The organism is Methylocystis sp. Uni0008 (assembly GCF_056838045.1).
Genome location: NZ_CM166370.1, coordinates 3,009,008 through 3,027,681, shown reverse-complemented (window position 1 = coordinate 3,027,681; position 18,674 = coordinate 3,009,008). Strand labels below are relative to the sequence as shown.

The following is an 18,674-nucleotide window of genomic DNA, read 5'->3' as shown; positions in this document are numbered from 1 at the left end:
GAGCAGTAGACGTGACGCCGCGACGATCTATCTTTTCAGCATGAACTTAGAATTATGGGAGGAGAGCAGGGGTTTAAGACCGCTTTGTTCGGGGCTCTTTGCGGAGCGTTTTTGCTGCGACTCCGTCAGTTTCGGCGGGGCTAATGCGGAAAATCGGAGCGCAAGTCTATGCCCGAAAAGGAATCTCACGATCCTCAGCCCGCGCCAACGCATCACGAGTTGGCGGAGTTGAAAGATAAATCTGTTTGGGTCAAGGGCGGTGTGGGTGTAGCGCTGTTTACCGCCATTGTGACGGCGGTTTTTCAGTTCGGGCAATGGTTTTACCAAGACCTATCCCGGAAGAAAGAGCAGGATATTGCGAATATTTTGGATGTCCAAAAATCTCTAAATGAATTTGTTTATCCGAGATTTTGGCGAAGCAAGCGTGTGATTGAGGCGATGGAAGAAAGCAGACAAAATACAGATATCCTCGGAATTCTGGCGGAATTCGATGGGCTCGAAGCTAAATGGCTTGACAACGAAGCCTATCTGAGAGCCCGTTTACAATTTTATGTAGACAGCCCTGCCGGCAGGCTGGCGCAATTTAAGCGCGACAGTATCAGTCGTGAAAACCCCGAGTGCGTTAACCCTGATGCTTTCGACAGAACCGGTGTTAATCGTGACAATGCGAGCGACGTCTTGCAGCTCCTGTCCCACTGTCAGTTCCTTGCCGGAGTAAGCATTAAGAAATTGCGCAAGATCGATGAGTGTCGGCAACTAACGGCACTAGGCGAACAAAGAAAGGAGTTCGAACAAAAGCTTGCTAAATTCCGATTGGACCAAGCTTGGTATCTGCAAGACATCCTCCAATGCGCAGTGGCAAAACAAGCTGAAATATCGCGCGGAACTTTATTAAGCAGCCTTGAGGATCGTGTGTCAGAGCTGGCCGGCTGGGCTCGGACTGATTGCGATCAAGCGTATCGCAAGTATATCGAAGAGGTTAAGAGATCTGCTCGGAATGATCGTTTCGCGGCGAAGATTAACGAGTGGGACGCTCTATCTCCAGCCTCAAAATACTGCAAACAGGCCGGCACCCGCTAACGGGGAATAGGTGTTTGCAAGGATGATTTGTCATGGATTCCGCTGGGGGCGCGCAAAGGCTTCATGCGAGGACAGCTTTTCCCATTTGACGCAGGGCGCTCCGGCATCGGCGGTGACGACCCGGCGCTGATCGAGCCGCCGGTAGCCGCCTGAAAGGCAAGTTCCGCCACTCGCTGAGTGGTGCCGATTATTCCGACACCGTTATCAGGCGACCAGCAAAAACGCCGTTAGCCGCCGTCGGCGTCGCCCGGTGCGCGGAATTAACCCATCTTATTCGTGACGGCGCGACTTTCGGCAGTCGTCGTGATGTCGGGCGGCATGGCCGCGCGGCGGCGTTGGGGTTTTTCACCCCTTCGAGGACCGCACTTTCTGGAACACGTTAGAGGGAGAGGAGAGACGAGCGGGGCACGCCGCCCCGTCGTTCACGGCCCTCCGGGCATGAGCAGCGCCGCCGGCAAGGAGCAGAAGAGATCGGCGTCGGGACAAGCGGCGGCAAAGGCGAGGCGCACGCGGCTCGCGGTCTCGATCACGCGCGCTGCGATTTTCAACAACCGCAGGCGCAGCGTCGAGAACTCGGCTTTCGCCAGATCGCGCGGGCTCGGGATCGCGTCGCGCACGCCGAGCATCAGCCAATAGGCGGCGGTGTGCAGGACGAGGCGAACCTGATTGGCGAGCGCCGAGCGGCATGAGGTTCGATCCGAGCAAAGCTGCGTCTTGTGAAGCTTGATGAGGTTCTCCGCCTGTCCGCGCGCGCAATAGAGGCTGTCGTAGAGCCATTGCGGCGCGCCATGCGCGAGATTGGTGACGATGAAGCGGATGTCGAGGCCGATCCGCGTCGCTTCGATGCGGGCGATCCCGCGGCGCTCCCTGTCCCAGGATTTGGCGCGGTGGCGCGTCTCGGCATAGCCGCGCACGACGTCCTTGTCGTCGAGGGCACGCTCGACACGGACGGCGTCCGCCGTCGCGTCCACCTTCTTGGACAGCGGCTTGGTTCCGGGAAGGCCGAAGACATAATCGACGCCATGATCTTCACACCAGGCCATCGCCTCTTGCCGCGCATAATGTCCGTCGCCGCGAAACAGGATGCGGGTCGCCGGCCAAGACTTGCGAATATGCCGCACGAGCCGGCGCAGGTGCGCTCTCACCTCGACGCCGGACGGGGTCTTGCCCGGGCGCAGGATCATGGCGACGGGGCGGCTCTTCTGCGTGTCGTAGACATGGATCGGCAGAAAGCAGCGCTCGTCGTAATGGGCGTTGAACAGCGACAATTGCTGGTGGCCATGCGCGATGTCGCATGTGTCGTCGATGTCGAGCGTGACCGAGGGCGGCGGGTCGTCGTAGGAGGCCATCCATTGGTCGACGAGCGCGTAGGTGAGACGGATCACGTCGCGCAGGGCGGGCGCATTCTCGAGCCGCGACAGCGTCGGCTGCGAGGCGAGATCGCGGCCCGTGTCAGGCAGGCGCCCGCAGGCGAGCTTGAACGCCGGATCGGAGCGCAGAAAATCGAGATCGTCGGCATCCTCATAGCCGCAGCCGATCGCGAAGATGCGGGCGCGAATCATATCGGCGAGCGTATGGGTGATTCGCGAAGGGTCGCGACGATCGGGAAAGCAGCGCGCCAGCCGTTCAGCGACGCCGAGCCGCCGCTCCGCCATGGCGAGCAGCATGACGCCGCCGTCCGAGGAGATGCGTCCACCGTCGAAAGCGGCTGTGACTTTCTTGCCTTGGACGGCTGGAAAGGAGAAGGCGGGAAACGTATCGTCCGTCATGGCGGGCGTGGCTGTGAGGTCGAAGCGGAACGGGTTGGTGTCAGCAACCGAATCCTACGCCGTTTCAGCCACCTATGCTACGCTCGCCAGCCTTCGAACCGCACCGTCACGAATAAGATGGGTTAACAGGCATCACAAAGCCGATCACGAACGCTGCGGTCGCCATGGCGGCTACCATTAAAATCGACACGCGAAGCTGCCTGCGCGCCGACTCCTGAGCGACTTCCCAATCAAAGTAAGTCGACATGATCCCCTCCATCCTGGTTCGATGGAAGCGTAGTAGCAAGTGCGGGCGACGCCCGAAGTGCGTCTGCGCACACGCAGCGTTAACCTCAATTTACGCGCCAGGCGTCGGCTGGTGGCATCCCACGGGCTAACGGTCGAGCGACGCCATACGGTCAGCGCAGCGCGCTAATTCCTGAGCTCTGACTTGCCGGCCAGTTATTCCAACGGTCATAACGCCTGACCGATATGCGCCCAGTCGCGCATTCCGATTTAAGCAATTTTGATCGGTGAGCATTCGCCGTGCCTCGCAGGCGGCGTTGATGATAGCGCCATAGTTCTCGAAGACGCGGTTGGAGAGCCAGTTCTGACGTAGATACTGCCAGACGTTCTCGATGAACACCCGCGCGTTAGTGCTCGCGGCCGTGGGCAGGGCTCCCAAGCGGGCGAGGAGACTCGCGGGCAAAGTCGAGCGCATGCAACGCAAAGCCACAGCGAAGTTTTCCCCAGTTAGAGAGCAGCGCAATCAGACTGCACCTTCATCACCGGTCGTCGACTCGGAGTTATAGCAGTGGGGACTATCCCGAAGCAGGCCCGAAAGCGGCGCGGCGGCGATGCCTTCGATCAATCTCATAATCCTGGCGCCGCAGGAGACTCCGCCTGGGCAAAATAAGCGGAGGCCTTGCGTAAAATCTCACTGGCTTGCCGAAGCTCGCGGTTCTCACGCTCCAGCGCCTTCAACCGAGCCCGCTCGTCCGTCGTCAGCCCGGCGCGGTCCCCCGCGTCACGCTCCGTCTGCCGGACCCAGCGACGTAAACTCTCGCCCGTGCAGCCGAATTTCGAGGCGATCGACGAAATCGTCTCCCATTCCGAGCCGTATTCGTCGCGATGCTCGTGCACCATTCGAACAGCCCGCTCTCGAACCTCAGAAAATAGGCCATGAGACTCGCGTGGGTTCGAGAAGCGTGTGAAGTCGCTCGTCACGACGATCTGTCTTCACCCGATTGCCAGACTTCACTGGAATCAGCGACGGCGCCACCACGTCGCAGCGATGGCCGAGGCTAGTGAGTTGGTGATGAACACCATAACCGCATGGTCCGGCCTCATAACAAAAAATCAGCGGCTTTCCGGGAAGCCTGAGACGGTTGCATAACTTGCTGATTGCGTGAGGATCATTGGCGATCTCGCCAAGGTATTGCACCGCCCCAGAGCGACCGCTCTCCGCCACCGCAATCGAGATCCGTTCTTTGTGAATATCCAAGCCAACAAATCGGGTATGATCCATTCGGCCCGTCTCCTATGCATGAGGCTCTCTGCCGGGCAGCCGGCTCAACCCTCGTACCGTTGCATATCGGATGACGGGCCACCCTCAGGCCCAGCAATCATAGGGTCTAGCTCGCTCAGAAGGTGAATAAGGACTAACGTCGCATTCAAAAGGAGACAGTCGATAGCGGACGCTCCAAACCACAGAATAGGGCTTGGCATGGCACACCGACTTCCCTTGGAGGGCGTACGAGTTCACCTTTCCGGCTCCGTTCCAGACGATTGCAGCATGGAGCAGGGTGATGCAATCACTCTTTTCGTTAGAAAGTTTCTCGCAGCTGTGTTGCGAGAAGGTGGAACTCTAATTCACGGAAGCCATCGGACTTTTCTAGAGCCGTTGGAAGTCGCTGCTAGATCCTTTGTTCGAAGCGGCGGAGCTAGAGACGCTCTCACGCTTGTCCGTGCTCAAACGTACGCAAGAACGCCCGAGCAGTTGGCGGAAATGGAATTGCAGCGAGATTATGCTGCGGTTCACGTAATTCCGGACGTCCCGGATTCGGATGATCCTGTAACAAGGCGAAGCCTGGTGCCGCTGAGGGAGTGGATGGGAGAGCGCTGCGATGTAGTGGTAGCAATCGGAGGCAGGCACTACGAAATTGGTAAGGCGCTCGCTGGCGTGCCCGAAGAGTTGGAGGAGGCACTCCGTCGTGGAAAACCCGGGTTTGTTGTGGGCGGCTTTGGCGGTGCTATTGCTGGTTATGCAAAGGATCACGATGAAATTTTTTCCAGGCTACGAAACGGACTTTCGCCTGCGCAGAATAGGGCTTTATCTCAGAATACTAACATAGAAGAAATTGTAGAGCATATTGTGTCACAGATAATATTACTGCCGTTGGTTCGAGAAACCATCCCAAGAGGACGCCTCTTTCGCATTTTGGCTCTTGATGGCGGAGGATTGAGAGGAACTTTTACGGCTGCGGTTCTTGCCAAATGGGACGACATGATAAAGAGCGGTGGCGGCAATGACTTGGTGAAACATTTTGACTTAGTTGCTGGGACATCGACTGGCGCGATATTAGCTATCGGTCTTGGCCTTGGATATAAGCCGGCTGAAATGCTCAAATTTTACATAGATGAGGGACCAAAAATATTTCCTAAAAATCGCAAGCTCCGCCACTGGCTTAGGTCCAAACATGAGTCGCGGACTTTGCGTGAAACACTTGAATCTATTCTTAAGACAAGAAAGCTGTCTGAAGATTCTTGCTGTAGATTAGTGATCCCCACGGTCAGAGCTAATCACGGCGAAGCTGAGGCTATAGTTACCGCGCACTCACGTAATCGTACAGCGTTTGCCTCTATAACCGCGGTAGACGCGGCTTTGGCTTCTTCTGCGGCACCCACTTATTTCGATGAAGCAATCGTCGACGGTGCTATCGCAGTAGAACGCTATCTGGATGGTGGAATCTGGGCGAACAATCCCGTATTGCCTGCCATTGCCGAAGCAGTACGGCATCTCAATATTCCTCTGGATCGAATTGACGTCCTAAGCGTGGGCACCATGGGAAATGAACAAGATTTTAGCGAGACGCTTGGTAAAGGGAAGGCCGGATGGGCTCCTACCAGTGCGGACTTGTTTTTCGCGGCGCAGGAACATGCCGCAGCAATGATCGCAGATAGCTTACTAAGCCCCGCGCGTCACCTCCGTATCAATCAAGAGACGCCTAGTGAGATCAAGTTGGATGATGCTAGCGCTATAGACGATATGGCGCTGCGGGGTTCCAATGTTGGGCAGAATTCGTTCATAGCCGTGCGTTCCCGGTTCCTAGATGGCTTCCACGCGCCTGACTGGCGGTTAGAAAAGCTGTGACAAAAGAACGAAATCTATCGTCAGGCCATTGGTCGTCAAAAGGCATAAAGCAATGGCCGCTGGCTGTACATATTGTCTGTGAACAAGTCCTCAGACCAGATGGCTCCTTGGTTGAAGGGGATCAGATAGCGCTTTTTGTCCAGCGGCTTTACGACCAGCTGTGCAGTGGTGAGCGAGCGGCACGCGTGCCGGTCCGCCTTTGGACCAACGAGTCGGCAAGCGGAAACGCCCACGTGCCCGCGCAGATTCCTTTGAATCATGCAACGAGGAATTTGGTCGTGGTTCTAGTAGACCAGCGCCTGTTCGAACGGAGGTCTCACTGGGAGCCTTGCATCAATGCCATGGCCCATAGTGCGAAGCGCGGAAGAGACCTGATTCTGCCTGTTTCGATCCATGCCGATGCCGCGCGCGTGGCTCGAGAGTTTTGTGATGTCAATCATGTGGTTGCGGAAAATCCTTTTAAGTTGGCAGAAGATGAGAAGATATTTGAGTCAGTTTACACATCAATTCTTAGGCTTCTCGTGCGGGAGCTGCCGAAAATCTTCCTATGCCACGCGAAGTCAGATGGGGAAAGGATCGCAAAGACAATCCGACAATATCTTTATGAGCACACCCAGCTTTCATGTTTTTTCGATATGCACGACCTCCCTCACGGGCATCGCGTCAAAGAGTCTATCGAAGACGCGCTCGAACAGTCGATGGTGCTCGCGATCTGGACGGACGGGTTACTCGACAGTCCGTGGTGCCAACTCGAAATCATCGAAGCTCGTCAACGGCAACGCCCGATGCTGGTCTTGGATGCCTTGTCTAAGAAACGTTCGAGAGTATTTCCGTTTTTAGGAAATATGCCAATCGTTCGATGGAAAAGAAATCCGGCGTTTATCGCAAGCCAGATGTTGCTGGAACTGATCAGGGCATATCATTTGAGGGAGATTTTTGAGTCTCTCAACCAAAACGCGCAGAATTTTCCGACGTTTGGCATCAATCCGCCGGACTTGCTGGATAACAAGCTTTCGAAGGCGAAATCGGAGGCTTCTAAGGGAAGCAATGATAGCGGTCACAAATCGTCGAGTTTATTCGTTTATCCAGATCCTCCGCTCAAGTCAGATGAATTAGGCGTCCTTCATCGATCATTTCAGGGGAAGAGATTTTTGAGCCTGATTGAATGGCATGCGCTTCATGCTTCGAATGCTCTTGGCCCCGCATGGAATCCGGCGAACAGCATGAGACCAGAGCCGCTATTGGGAATGAACGTTGGGATGTCAGTTTCTAGAGCGGATGACTGGGCACAGATGGGGTTGATGGCTAAACATCAAGAGAACCTGGCTTTCGATGTTGCGCTACAGTTGATCTTGCTGGGTTCCAAGGTCGTCTGGGGGGGCAACCTTAATCCCGACGGATTAGGAGCGCAGTTAAAATGGATTGTGCAAGCTTATCAGGCGGTAACCCGCCCTCCCCAAGATCATGTAGCGATGGTAGTTCCCTTTTCGCTTAATCCGGAGACGACCTTAGATTCGGAAACCCTTAAGGCCTGCCGAGCCTTTGCCGAAGTTCATGTGATGGGCTGTCCGCTGCCGTTGGATCAAAGCTTATATTCTTCCCCTGCTTCCAAGTCTGCTGAGGGACGAGCCCTGTCAGCCTTTGCTCTAAGTGTGATGCGAGCGGAACTGGCTAGCCGATGCCGTGCGCGTATTCTACTCGGAGGGGGATTACTCACGTTCGGAGGGCTCTATCCTGGTGTCGTAGAGGAAGCCTACGAAACGATGCGAGCCAAGCGACCTCTATATATAATTGGAGGTTTTGGAGGAGCCGCGAGCGCCGTGTATGATGCCATCGCCGATCCAGGCTCGAAAGGAGCTGAGCGAGTCCTTTCTTCAAGTCGAGAAGTCGGAGCGGCAGCAGACGCTAACGTTCGTCGTGCGCACGAGTCGCTAATTGCGTCAGCTAATAGAACTGAACTTAGCTTCTCTCCTGAATGCATCGTAGAGACTTTTTCGCAATGTGGGCTTGAGGGCCTTTCCAAGAGCAACGGGTTGTCGCGCGAGGAGAATGACCGTCTCTCAAGATCCCAAGACGTGCATGAAATCCTAAGTCTCACCGTAAAAGGAGTTAGCGCTGCTTATGCGGTGTGCCCAGATGGAAAAGTATAGGGCCATAGGACAAGATTAGGCTGGATCGACCGCTTCAATGCAAGTGCGGCGACGAGTCTTGTGAGTGAAGAAGTTATTTTTGCAGTTGAATCTCGTCCCAAGCGCTGAACACCTAAAGAACAACTCATGACATTTCAAATCCCCACGCTAATTTTGTCCTCCTGTCTTGTTGGAGCACTATATATGTATTGCGCGCCCACCCTTTGGTTATGGGGATGGCCAATGATTGCTGCAGCGTTTTTGATCTCCAGCGCGGGAATGGCATTTGAACGTTATGCCACCGGCACGCACTTTTATCCACGACGGCTGCGCCTTCGTCTGGAGCTTGAGCACGCTTTGCTCCTGGCGAGGGGTGAGGCGCGCGGAGAACACAATGAAGAAGAAATGTTACAGCGATTGCGCTCGGCAGAATCGCTGGCAAGGCGGAGTGCTTTCAGCGGCCAGATCGCCAGGCTGTTGCAGGTTTCATTTTCTGGAAAAGATGATGCAAGAAAAGGAATGGCAGACGACCTTCGCGCCATGGTGAGCGAATTGTCACAAGAATGTGGAAGCCGATTTCCGCTTCATTTTGTCGTCGTATTACCACACGAGAGTATTTTACCCCTCAGCGCTGCGATCGCGGTCACGAGCGTTGCGATAGTACCGCTTCCACACGCAGTGTCCGTATTCAGCCCGGGGGGATCTTTGGACGCGCTCTTTATTTTCGGACTTGTATTTTTGGCGCTTGGTTGGCTCTTACTGCCTGATGAGCTTTTTTCGGTCAGCGCTGTGATTTCGATCGCATTTCTTGGACCGCCCGTAGGAATCGTCGTTTTCGGACTGGCGACTGCGATATTTTGGTTGATTTGGCTAATCACAGCGAAGGTCCACAAAATTTGGTCAATGGCATCATTTCGGACAATCCTGGTATCGGATACCGCCCCTACATGGATCGGTAAGGTGGCAGCTGAACTTCTGTATTCTAGGTTCGGCCATCTCGTACATTTAATTCGCGACGATAAGGCAGAAAAACGAAAGCTACCGCTGTGTGGAAGTAATCATACCCTAGTCCTCGACCGCTTCTTCCTTGCAGACGCATTGACAGCTTTCGGAGAGGGGGCTGATCTGATTGTGATTGATACTGAGGACGAAATTTTAGCGGCAGAAGTTAAAGCGTTTACCAGTCTTCCCTCCTCGCGTTATCGAGCCTTAAACGTAGCCGGTACGCGGCCCCAGGGATACAAGTGGGTCGATCCCCGATATCTGCTCATTCTCCCATCCGACATGCGCGCTCGCCGAGCCCAGAATGTCGAATCAAATCGATTGGATGTGCGTAGTGGCAATTCGATTTGGGAGGATCGAGTTTTCCAGCTTGAGATTTTTGCGTGCGCATTGTTGGCATTCGTCGATCGCGGCATTCCGTTGGCGGTCTTCTTTGCCTTTGCGGCGCTCAGCCAGTTACTTCCCGATCGGTTGGGACCCCTAAGACGCGCTTCAATCTCTAGGTCGACCCTTCGCGTGCCAAGCTCGCTTGAAACTAGCCGTCGACTAATCCCTTGGAAGCTCGAGGCGCAGATTTGGGTCGGCGCAACAACAATCGCGCTGGTTATGTCGATCTATTTCTTTTGGCCGATCTATATTTTGTCCCGTGGCGATAAATTTGACGGTCTGGTTATGCTTTCCGTAATGTATGCGATTTTTTGGTTCGTTACTTACGCATGCCAAGCAATAGTCCGCACGGGCCTGCTTGGGTGCAAATGGTGGTTGGATTGGAATTTCAGGTTCCTCGTTCTACGCCGCAATTCACGGATCTACGGCTATGGGCACAAATTGTGTATCATGGCGACATGCGGCAAATACGGGCAAGTTGTCTCTCTACAAGACTATTCGTTGGATCAGACGGACGAAGGCTATGGAGAGTGGCGTGAGAGTATGAAAGGGGATTGGTTTCCTGTATTTTCGGAGATTAATTGGACTCTTAAGCCGAACGCTTTCCTTCATTCGTGGCAGCGTCAGGTAATTCTTGAGATTGAAACCGCTGACTTTGCCGTGTTTGATTGGGTTGAAGAGATCACGACCAATATGCAGTGGGAGCTTGACGTAGCATTGAAAGCATTACCCGCTCATCGACTCCTCGTAGTATGTAGTTCTGTCAACAAAAAAGAACTAAGTGACTTTTTCAAATCGCGCGCCGTACCTGAATCTAGCCGCCCCCATGTGCTTGAAGCATCGCGTGAACGAGACGATCAGTATATTTGGGCAGATCACGGCGACTTCAACAGAGTTTTCGCGCTATGCCTGCATCGGCTCCTTGAATGCCTGGTTGTAGAGCCGCGTTGTATAACTAATAGAGAACAAGACGGCGCTTGGCCCTATCCACGGAAGTTGGAGGAATAGTAAACCTGCCCCCCACGTTGGACCGCTATCACGAGAGCTTCGCGATGCATATGCTCTGCTCCCCAACATTGGATCGCCCGAAGTTAGAGTTTTCGGGCCCTATGCTCTGCTCCCAAACATCGGACCGCCCGAAGTTAGAGTTTTTGGGCTTTATTCACGATGACGGGCTGGGTGCGCCATCGGGCAGTTGCAACGTGGACACCTCCAATAACTGGGCTTTTCGTGACTGGCTGTTGGGTGTGAGGCGGCTCGAGACCATCCTTCCGGGGAGAATCGGTTCATGGCCTTCGAAAGCGGCGTCGCCCGGTGAGCGGCGCCGTCTTTGCTGCTAATTTTGCTACGCAGACGCCCCTCTCTCGCGCAGCCAGACGAAGCGGCGCATGTTGTAGGCGAGATTGGTGAGCCCGATCTTGAGCCGCGCCCGCGCCAGGCCGATTGTTCGCACGAACAGGCCCATCAGCCCCTTCTGATGCGCGAACACATGTTCGACGGCGGTATGCCTCCGCGGGGGGCCGCCTGGCGTTGATTGCGGTTTTTGAGATAGCTGCGTGACGGGTGGCGCGACGATCGTGTCCACTACTGTTACAAGCGGACACTATCGCCGATGTCGCGCAACGATGCCGATTCGCCGGCTCTCCGGCGCAGGCGCCGGTCCTGGTCTCTCGATGAGAAGCGCCGGATCGTCGACGAGAGCCTCGAGGATGGAGCTTCGATCGCCGAGGTTGCGCGACGGCACGACCTCAACACGAACCAGCTCTTCACCTGGCGTCGGCAGTTTGGCGTCGAGCTGGCCACGCCGCAGGAACGCGCACCGATCCTGCCCGTAACGATCACGCCGGACGCGACGTCGGAATATTCCGCTCCAGGGTCGACCGGCCAGATGGAGATCGTGCTCGCCGAGGGGGATCGGATCATTGTGTGGGCCGATGTCGAGACAGCCGCGCTGTCGCGGGTCGTGAAGGCGCTGCGCCGATGATCCCGCTGCCGGCGGGCTGCCGGGTCTGGATCGCGACGGGCCACACGGACATGCGCCGCGGCATGCAGGGCTTGGCGCTTCAGGTTCAGGAGCAGCTGAAGCGCGATCCGCATGCTGGCGATCTCTATATCTTCCGAGGACGCCGTGGCGATCTCGCCAAAATCCTCTGGCACGACGGGATCGGCCTGTCGCTCTACGCCAAGCGTCTCGACCGGGGAAAGTTCATCTGGCCTGCGGCGAGCGCGGGCGCGGTGTCGATCTCGGCCGGGCAGATGGCCTATATGCTCGATCACCCATGTTGATGCCCCTCCTGGTCAGGCCGACAGATTCTGAGATCGAGGCTGTCGATCATGTGGTTTCGAAGGTCTCGAACTCCCTCCAGGACGTTTTCTGCGTCGCCGAAGAGATACGCGCCATTGGGCTGCCGATCCACCATCAGCCGCTGTTTCCTAATTTGCACATACAGCCAGTTTACGGGGATGCTCAGCTTCGCCGCCAGCTCCTGCGCGGAAAGAGCGCCGGCGCTATGGGTCCATCGCGTGCGGGCGCGCGGGAGTTCGACGCGCGCAGCAAGCCGGATTTTCTGCACAGTGACGGGGAGAACCTTGTCCTCGCATGTCGGGGAGCGATGCCCTTCGCTCGTGAGAACGGCGGCGATTGCGTCGTCGTACAGACCCTCGCGCGCCAAGGTGAGCGCGCGCTCGCGCATTTCTTCGGCGCGCGCGAGCTTCGAGAGGGAGGCGACTCTCATTCTGACCTCGAGGCAGGTAACGGCGCCGCCACGCCAGACGATGCGGACGGTCGCGATGTCGTGTCCGCCCCGATCGAGGATGACCTTGTCGACGAGACATCGCAGCAGCGCCTTCCGGCGGGCGTCGGAAGTGGCCGGGTCGTCCCAAATTTGCGGCAGACGTCCCGCCAAGTTGATGACTTTGCCCTCCAAGGCTTTACCGATCCCGAGCCGCGCGCCGACGTCGGGTGAAGCTTGACGGTCGAGCGCCTCTTCGGCTGCCCGGACTTCGATCAAAGCCGCTTCCCAACGGCGTTCGAGCTCGGCGGCGACAAGACGATTATCGGGGTCCACGCGATTGAACTGTCGCTCGGCCAGTGACGCCTCGTATCGCTTCCGTTCGAGCTGGCGCTCGGCGCTCGTCCGCAGGGCGGCGTTCACCTGGGATCGTGCGCGACGGGCCTTCGACAGGGCATCGAGTTCCGCCGGCGCCAACGCCGTCAGAAACGCCTCGGCGACGGCGGCGTCGACCGGCGCCGCGCGAACGTGCTGACAGGTCGGCAGACCTTCGTTGGAGCGCAGATGATTGCAGACATATTCGCCGCCGCGACTCTTGTAACGGACGTACATCTTGTGTCCGCAACGTGCGCACCAAGCGATCCCATGCAGCAAGAGATCGCCGTCGCGAGGCGCGCCTCTGGTCTTGATGCGCATGTACTCGGCTCGGTTGTCTTTCAGGGCGGCGTTGATCTTTTCATAAGTCGGCCAATCGATGTAGGCGGGATATCGGTCCTTCACGACAATGCGCCATTCACCCACGGGGCGCGGCGCCTTCATCTTCGACGCGCCTTCGCGCCCGCCGGCATGCATCCGCGTCCGTCCATAGACGAAAGCGCCCGCGTAGGCGGGGTTTTTCAGAATCGAGGTCACGGACGAGACAGTCGCCCGCGCCCAGCAAGAATCGCCTCGCCGGTCGCGTCGCGGCAGATCGAGACCGCGCTCGTTGAGTTTGCGCATGACTTGGGCGGCGGCGCCGAACTTCAGAAACAGCTCGAACACCAGCCCGAGCCGGTCCTGAACCGCCATATCGGGATCTTTGACGACCACGCCGCTGGGATCGCGCGTCAGGCCGATGGGCAGATTGAGCGCGAGTTCGCCACGTTCGGCTTTTGCGAGCAGGCCGGCCGTGAGCCGGCTGCGAATGGTGTGGAGCTCGAGCTCCGAGATGGTCCCTTTCAAGCCGAGGAGCAGTCGGCCGTTGGCGCTGCCGGGATCATAGACGCCGTCGCGGTCGGCGATGAGACAGCCGCGCAGGCCGCAAATATCGAGAAGCGGATACCAGTCCGAACAATTGCGCGCGAGACGCGTCACGTCGATCGACAGGATCAGCCCTACCTCGCTGAGGCCGACGCGGCCGACGAGTTCCTTGAAGCCGCTGCGTTTGGCGGCGAAGGCTCCGCTGAGGCCGAGATCGGCGTCGATCACGTCGATGTCGGCCTCACGCCATCCGAGCTCGCGAGCGCGTTGACGCAGCGCGTATTGCAGCCTCAGGCTTTCTTGATTGCTCACCACCTGATGCGGCGTCGACTGACGGATATAAACGACCGCCTTGCGCGCCAGGTGAGCCGGCTTGACCAGTTCGGACATCATGGGAGAGCTCCGCCAGAATGGCCGCGACGTCGTCGACGACTTGGCGGCGCAGAGCGTTCGGCAACGTCGCCCAAAGATCCTTCGGATCCATGCTCATCGCCTTCGAGACATTCTGCGGCTGAAACGAGCTCGCGAAGCGCCTCTATACTCAGCTTAGTTTGATTCGTGTCCTGTTGATAGGGCTCCGTTACAGCTATTGGGATCAATAGACTGGCGCCCTTCAGGTATTCGACCTCGTATGAGGGGGACACGACGCCGCCAGGAGATCTCGCGCGCCCGATGACCCGAAACGATCGCCCGTAAAGCGGGTGTCGCGGGTCGCGGACCTGAACGACCGATGATTCATCAGCCTGCTCAGAGGGGATATTCCTGAATGCCTTCGCTGGAAGGGATCGACTGGCGAAATCCGCAACTCACCTTCAGGCCGCAAAGCGCGGGGTGAGGCGCAAAAAGCTGGGGTGACTGCATTTTGGGGCGCCACAAATCACGCGTTTTGTGATTCACTTCGCTTCATGGATGCTGCGGCCAAAGCCCTTTTCGACGAAAACGCTGCGCTGAAAGCGGAGCTGGCCGTGGCGCGGGCGAAAGCGTCGGAAGACATGGCGCTGATTGCCGCGCAGAGGCTTCAGATTGCAAAGTTGCAGCGCCAGATTCACGGGCAGAAGTCGGAGCGCTCGGCAAGGCTGCTCGATCAGTTGTCGCTCGAACTCGAAGAACTGGAAGCAAACGCGACGGAAGACGAACTGGCCGCGGAGCACGCTGTCGCTAGAACGACCACCGTCGCGGGGTTCACGCGCAAGCGGCCGGAGCGCAACACATTCCCCGAGCATTTGCCACGCGAGCGCGTGGTGATTGATCCACCGACCGCGTGCGCATGCTGTGGGGGCGCGCGTTTGCGCAAGCTCGGCGAGGATGTGACGCGGACGCTGGAGACGACCCCGCGTCAATGGAAAGTGATCGAGACTGTGCGGGAGAAGTTCTCGTGCCGGGACTGCGAGAAGATCACGCAGACGCCGGCGCCGTTCCATCCGGTGCCGCGGGCGTGGGCGGGGCCGAGCCTGCTGGCGATGATCGTGTTCGAGAAGTTCGGACAGCACCAGCCGCTGAACCGCCAGGCGGAGCGCTATGCGCTGGAGGGCGCGCCGATCGCGCTGTCGACAATGGCCGACGCGGTTGGCGCCGTCTGCGTGGCGCTCGATCCCCTCCGTCGCCTCATCGAGGCCCATGTAATGGCCGCCGAACGGTTGCACGGGGACGACACCACAGTGCCGGTGCTGGCGAAGGGCAAGACCGACACCGGGCGTTGCTGGGTTTATGTTCGCGATGACAGACCGTTCGGCGGCGCCGGGCCGCCGGCCGCGATCTTCTACTACTCGCGCGATCGGAAGGGCGAACATCCGCAAACCCATCTGGCGGGCTATGCCGGCATCCTGCAGGCCGACGCCTATGACGGCTACAACAAGCTTTATCTGGCGGACCGCAAACCGGGTCCGATCCAGGAGGCGGCCTGTTGGGTTCACGCACGCCGACCGTTCTTCGCCATGGCTGATCTCGAGGAGAATGCGCGTCGCAAGGCTTCCGGCAAGAAGGAGATACCGCTCTCGCCGATCGCGATCGAGGTTGTTCGTCGCATCGACGCGCTGTTTGCGATCGAGCGGGCGATCAACGGCAGGAGCCCTCAGGAGCGCGTTGCGGTTCGACATGCCTCGAGCCGCCCTCTTGTCGACGCACTCGAGACCTATATGCGCGAACAGCTTGCCCGGCTCTCGCGCGGGCATGATCTGGCCAAGGCGATCAACTACTTGCTGAAGCGCTGGGCGGCCTTCACGCTGTTCCTCGACGATGGGCGCGTCTGCATGTCCAACAATGCCGCCGAGCGCGGATTGCGCGGCATCGCTTTGGGAAGAAAGTCGTGGTTGTTCTGCGGATCGGATCGCGGCGGACAGCGCGCCGCGGCCATGTACGGCCTCATCGTGACGGCTAAGATGAATGGCGTTGATCCGCAGGCATGGCTCGCCGATGTCCTCGCGCGCATCGCCGCCCATCCCGCGCACCGGCTTGATGAACTGCTTCCGTGGAACTGGCGCCCGCCGGCTCAGCGGGCATCAGCGCTGGCGGCCTGAGCATGCACGTCAACAAGGTCGATCACGTCACGACCGTCGAGCGCGTCGCCGCACGTCTCGGTGAGAGCGTCGACTTCATCCACGACGTCGCTCTCGAAATGGATGCCGAGGACGGCGTCATCTGGGTCTACGGCATCGGAGACGACGGCGTTCTCGCATTCACCGACTTCGGCATCGAAACTCTCGTCGAACTCATCGAAATCCACAAGGACTTGAAATCGAGCGCGGACGCCTGACGCAGCGCGAGATCAGCCCCTGCGGCCCACGCCGGATGCATACCGACGGCGCTGCGCACTTTCGACTTCTGCGCATTGGCGATGCGCGTTCGCTCCGGCATCGGCTTGCCCTTGGGCTTCTTACGATGAATGCGCGAGATGAAGCCGCGCCGCGACAGAATCGCTTCATTCTTCGCCGAGCGATACGCCGTGTCCGCATAGACCTCGCTCGCTGTGTTGGTTTTGTCGAGCACATCCTCCAGCCGCGCGCCATCATGCGCGGCAGCGTGCGTCGCCGTCCATTTGCGGATCAGCCCATGCGCCCGGTCGATCGACACATGGTTCTTGTATCCGAAGGCGGGGATGGCGAGATCGACCGGCGGAAGCGAGCCGTCCTCCCGCACTTTGGCTTTCGTATATTTGACCGTCCAACGCGCGTCGCGATCTTTCTGCGCGAGCTTCGCCGGCTTATCCTTCCAGCCCTCTGGTATGCGGCCGTCCCTGATCGCCTGCTTCTCGCCGTTCGTATTGCGCTGCTTGGGCGCGGCGACAATCGTGGCGTCGACGATCTGGCCCGACATCGCGAGAAAGCCGGCCTCGCGCAGCGCTGCGTCAAACTGCTCGAACAAGACGTCGGCCGCATTCGCCTTCTTCAGCGCCTCGCGGAATGTCCAGATCGTATTGGCGTCGGGAACCGCGTCGGCCAAACCCAATCCAAGAAAGCGCATGAACGACAGGCGGTACCTGATCAGATATTCGCAGCGCTCGTCCGACAGAGAATGCATTGCTTGCAGGATCAGCACCTTGAACATGAACACATGATCAAATGGCGGACGCCCGCCCTTGGAGCGGTCGGCCCGTGGGATTGCCGCCTCCAGCGCCGCCCGGAACATCTCGAAATCGACAAGCGCCTTCACGCGCTCCAGATCGTCGCCCTTCGCCGACAGCTCAGCCAGCCGATCGTCGACATCAAAAAATCCGGGCGTTCCCTTCGCCATGGCCGCGATCCCCTTGCGACATGACCAAGTGAATCAACTCAACGCCGATTTGGCCAGAGGTTTTTGGAGGCGTCCACGTGATCGGGGGTTTGTTCCCGATCGCCCCGTGTGGGCGTTCCTCATTATAGTATCTGCGCCAATCCTCCATTTTCGACCGCGCGTCGTCAAGCGACAGGAACCAGTGCGCATTCAGGCGCTCGGCCCGGAAGCGACCGTTGAAAGCTTCGATGAACGCATTATCGGTGGGTTTGCCCGGGCGAGAAAAATCCAGAGGGACGCCCTTCGCATAGGCCCAAAGGTCCATGTCGCGCGAGACGAACTCCGAGCCTTGATCGACGCGGATCGTCTTCGGGTAGCCGATCTGCGCGCATGTGCGCTCCGCCGCCCGCACAACATTCTCAGCCCGGTAGCTGAAGCGCGGGTCGATGATCGGAGAGAAGCGCGAGAACGTGTCGACGACCGTGAGCACTCTGATCTTCCGGCCGGTCGCCAGCTGGTCGTGAACGAAGTCCATCGCCCATGTCTCGTTCGGTTGGCTCGCTGGCTTCCGATCGTCGCGGAGCTTCGCTTTGACGCGCCGCTTCGGCGGCTTCTTGCGCAATTGCAGGCCAAGCTCATTGTAGATCCTGTATGTATTCTTGACGTTGATGTTCCGATGTTCCAGCCATCGCGGCACGGCAACACGTGCACGCGGCGGTAGCCGTAGCGCACACGCGTTGCGCAGATCTCCTTGATGCGCACTTCGAGACCGGCCTGGATCGGGGCGACGGGATTTATAATGGTAGCTGGATGTGTCGAACTCAAGCACGCGGCAAGCCCGCCGGATCGAAACGTCCCAGTCCATGCAAATCCCCGCCGCCAGCTTGCGCTTGCGACCAGGCCTCAGAGCTTTCGGCGGATGACGTCCTGAAGCATCTCGCAATCAAGCGACAAATCGGCGACGATTTTCTTCAGCTTCGCGTTCTCATCCTCAAGCTGCTTTAAGCGCCGCATCTCCGGCGGCTGCATGCCTTCGTATTTTCGCTTCCAATTGAAATAGGTCGCCTGGCTGATTCCGGCCTTCCGACAAATATCGGCCACCGGCACGCCGTCAGCTCCTTGCTTCAGGATGAACGCCTTCTGCGCATCCGAAAACTTCGACGCTTTCAGCGTCTTCCGCTCCTCCCAACCGAAGGGACCATGCCCGGAAGACTCGAACGAAAAGCGATCCAGTTTCGCGGGAGCGGATCAAAATTCCTTGACAATTTGGTTGAAA

General features: G+C 58.1%; 14 protein-coding genes and 3 pseudogenes. 8 read left to right on the top strand and 9 right to left on the bottom strand.

Features of this window, described 5'->3' with window-relative positions; all coding sequences use genetic code 11:
• Nucleotides 1-168: 168 nt before the first annotated feature.
• Nucleotides 169-1,080 carry a hypothetical protein gene (locus tag AC0X69_RS15165; protein WP_482608613.1) on the top strand — a complete coding sequence of 304 codons (912 nt, stop codon included), beginning with the start codon at nt 169-171 and terminating at the stop codon, nt 1,078-1,080.
• Between the two features lie 422 nt (nt 1,081-1,502).
• On the opposite strand, the gene AC0X69_RS15160 is transcribed toward AC0X69_RS15165, so the two are convergent.
• The 4 genes and pseudogenes from AC0X69_RS15160 to AC0X69_RS15145 all read right to left on the bottom strand — a co-directional run bounded on the left by AC0X69_RS15160 (nt 1,503) and on the right by AC0X69_RS15145 (nt 4,356).
• Entirely contained in the window at nt 1,503-2,849 is a 1,347-nt protein-coding gene (locus AC0X69_RS15160; RefSeq protein ID WP_482608612.1) for an IS1380 family transposase, read from the bottom strand.
• A 106-nt stretch (nt 2,850-2,955) separates the two neighbouring features.
• Nucleotides 2,956-3,096, bottom strand: a complete 141-nt coding sequence (locus AC0X69_RS15155) for a hypothetical protein (protein ID WP_482608611.1) — start codon at nt 3,094-3,096, stop codon at nt 2,956-2,958.
• Between the two features lie 641 nt (nt 3,097-3,737).
• Nucleotides 3,738-3,974, bottom strand: a pseudogene (locus AC0X69_RS15150) (transposase); the annotation flags it as partial.
• A 22-nt stretch (nt 3,975-3,996) separates the two neighbouring features.
• A complete protein-coding gene (locus AC0X69_RS15145; RefSeq protein WP_482608610.1) occupies nt 3,997-4,356 on the bottom strand; it encodes a hypothetical protein in 360 nt (119 codons plus the stop codon).
• Between the two features lie 267 nt (nt 4,357-4,623).
• On the opposite strand from AC0X69_RS15145, the gene AC0X69_RS15140 reads away from it, so the two are divergent.
• The 3 genes from AC0X69_RS15140 to AC0X69_RS15130 all read left to right on the top strand — a co-directional run bounded on the left by AC0X69_RS15140 (nt 4,624) and on the right by AC0X69_RS15130 (nt 10,727).
• A complete protein-coding gene (locus tag AC0X69_RS15140) occupies nt 4,624-6,201 on the top strand; it encodes a CBASS cGAMP-activated phospholipase (protein ID WP_482608609.1) in 1,578 nt (525 codons plus the stop codon).
• 233 nt (nt 6,202-6,434) lie between these two features.
• The gene (locus AC0X69_RS15135) at nt 6,435-8,351 is read left to right on the top strand and encodes a TIR domain-containing protein (protein ID WP_482608608.1); all 1,917 of its coding nucleotides are present in this window, start codon (nt 6,435-6,437) and stop codon (nt 8,349-8,351) included.
• A 222-nt stretch (nt 8,352-8,573) separates the two neighbouring features.
• Complete coding sequence (locus AC0X69_RS15130) at nt 8,574-10,727, top strand: hypothetical protein (RefSeq protein WP_482608607.1); 2,154 nt, start codon at nt 8,574-8,576, stop codon at nt 10,725-10,727.
• Between the two features lie 337 nt (nt 10,728-11,064).
• Here the strand turns inward: AC0X69_RS15130 and AC0X69_RS15125 are convergent.
• Nucleotides 11,065-11,220, bottom strand: a pseudogene (locus AC0X69_RS15125) (IS5/IS1182 family transposase); the annotation flags it as partial.
• Nucleotides 11,221-11,331: 111 nt separating this feature from the next.
• Between AC0X69_RS15125 and tnpA the strand changes: the two are divergent.
• Together tnpA and tnpB are read left to right on the top strand one after the other, a co-directional pair.
• Nucleotides 11,332-11,703 (top strand): IS66-like element accessory protein TnpA, encoded by a 372-nt coding sequence (gene tnpA, locus AC0X69_RS15120; RefSeq protein ID WP_256035853.1) that lies wholly within the window; start codon nt 11,332-11,334, stop codon nt 11,701-11,703.
• Nucleotides 11,700-12,005 (top strand): IS66 family insertion sequence element accessory protein TnpB, encoded by a 306-nt coding sequence (tnpB, locus tag AC0X69_RS15115; protein ID WP_482608606.1) that lies wholly within the window; start codon nt 11,700-11,702, stop codon nt 12,003-12,005. The genes tnpA and tnpB overlap by 4 nt, the downstream gene beginning before the upstream one ends.
• Here tnpB and AC0X69_RS15110 read toward each other — a convergent pair.
• Entirely contained in the window at nt 11,993-14,083 is a 2,091-nt protein-coding gene (locus tag AC0X69_RS15110) for a recombinase family protein (protein ID WP_482608605.1), read from the bottom strand. The genes tnpB and AC0X69_RS15110 overlap by 13 nt on opposite strands.
• A 512-nt stretch (nt 14,084-14,595) precedes the next feature.
• On the opposite strand from AC0X69_RS15110, the gene tnpC reads away from it, so the two are divergent.
• Together tnpC and AC0X69_RS15100 are read left to right on the top strand one after the other, a co-directional pair.
• Complete coding sequence (tnpC, locus tag AC0X69_RS15105; protein ID WP_482607327.1) at nt 14,596-16,206, top strand: IS66 family transposase; 1,611 nt, start codon at nt 14,596-14,598, stop codon at nt 16,204-16,206.
• 2 nt (nt 16,207-16,208) lie between these two features.
• Nucleotides 16,209-16,442 carry a hypothetical protein gene (locus tag AC0X69_RS15100; protein ID WP_256032252.1) on the top strand — a complete coding sequence of 78 codons (234 nt, stop codon included), beginning with the start codon at nt 16,209-16,211 and terminating at the stop codon, nt 16,440-16,442.
• A gap of 44 nt (nt 16,443-16,486) precedes the next feature.
• Here the strand turns inward: AC0X69_RS15100 and AC0X69_RS15095 are convergent.
• The 3 genes and pseudogenes from AC0X69_RS15095 to AC0X69_RS15085 form a co-directional block, all read right to left on the bottom strand.
• A pseudogene (locus AC0X69_RS15095) lies at nt 16,487-17,419 on the bottom strand (transposase); the annotation flags it as partial.
• Nucleotides 17,391-18,263 carry an IS3 family transposase gene (locus AC0X69_RS15090; RefSeq protein WP_482608604.1) on the bottom strand — a complete coding sequence of 291 codons (873 nt, stop codon included), beginning with the start codon at nt 18,261-18,263 and terminating at the stop codon, nt 17,391-17,393. The gene AC0X69_RS15090 and the pseudogene AC0X69_RS15095, both read right to left, overlap by 29 nt.
• A gap of 38 nt (nt 18,264-18,301) precedes the next feature.
• A complete protein-coding gene (locus tag AC0X69_RS15085) occupies nt 18,302-18,505 on the bottom strand; it encodes a transposase (protein WP_482608603.1) in 204 nt (67 codons plus the stop codon).
• Nucleotides 18,506-18,674: the final 169 nt, after the last annotated feature.

Excerpts from the sequence above, each read along its gene's own strand:
- tnpC (WP_482607327.1), top strand. The coding sequence starts at position 14,596 with ATGGATGCTGCGGCCAAAGCCCTTTTCGACGAAAACGCTGCGCTGAAA.
- AC0X69_RS15145 (WP_482608610.1), bottom strand. The coding sequence starts at position 4,356 with ATGGATCATACCCGATTTGTTGGCTTGGATATTCACAAAGAACGGATC.
- AC0X69_RS15165 (WP_482608613.1), top strand. The coding sequence starts at position 169 with ATGCCCGAAAAGGAATCTCACGATCCTCAGCCCGCGCCAACGCATCAC.
- AC0X69_RS15160 (WP_482608612.1), bottom strand. The coding sequence starts at position 2,849 with ATGACGGACGATACGTTTCCCGCCTTCTCCTTTCCAGCCGTCCAAGGC.
- AC0X69_RS15140 (WP_482608609.1), top strand. The coding sequence starts at position 4,624 with ATGGAGCAGGGTGATGCAATCACTCTTTTCGTTAGAAAGTTTCTCGCA.
- AC0X69_RS15155 (WP_482608611.1), bottom strand. The coding sequence starts at position 3,096 with ATGTCGACTTACTTTGATTGGGAAGTCGCTCAGGAGTCGGCGCGCAGG.
- AC0X69_RS15110 (WP_482608605.1), bottom strand. The coding sequence starts at position 14,083 with ATGATGTCCGAACTGGTCAAGCCGGCTCACCTGGCGCGCAAGGCGGTC.
- tnpA (WP_256035853.1), top strand. The coding sequence starts at position 11,332 with ATGTCGCGCAACGATGCCGATTCGCCGGCTCTCCGGCGCAGGCGCCGG.
- AC0X69_RS15130 (WP_482608607.1), top strand. The coding sequence starts at position 8,574 with ATGATTGCTGCAGCGTTTTTGATCTCCAGCGCGGGAATGGCATTTGAA.
- AC0X69_RS15100 (WP_256032252.1), top strand. The coding sequence starts at position 16,209 with ATGCACGTCAACAAGGTCGATCACGTCACGACCGTCGAGCGCGTCGCC.
- tnpB (WP_482608606.1), top strand. The coding sequence starts at position 11,700 with ATGATCCCGCTGCCGGCGGGCTGCCGGGTCTGGATCGCGACGGGCCAC.
- AC0X69_RS15090 (WP_482608604.1), bottom strand. The coding sequence starts at position 18,263 with ATGGACTGGGACGTTTCGATCCGGCGGGCTTGCCGCGTGCTTGAGTTC.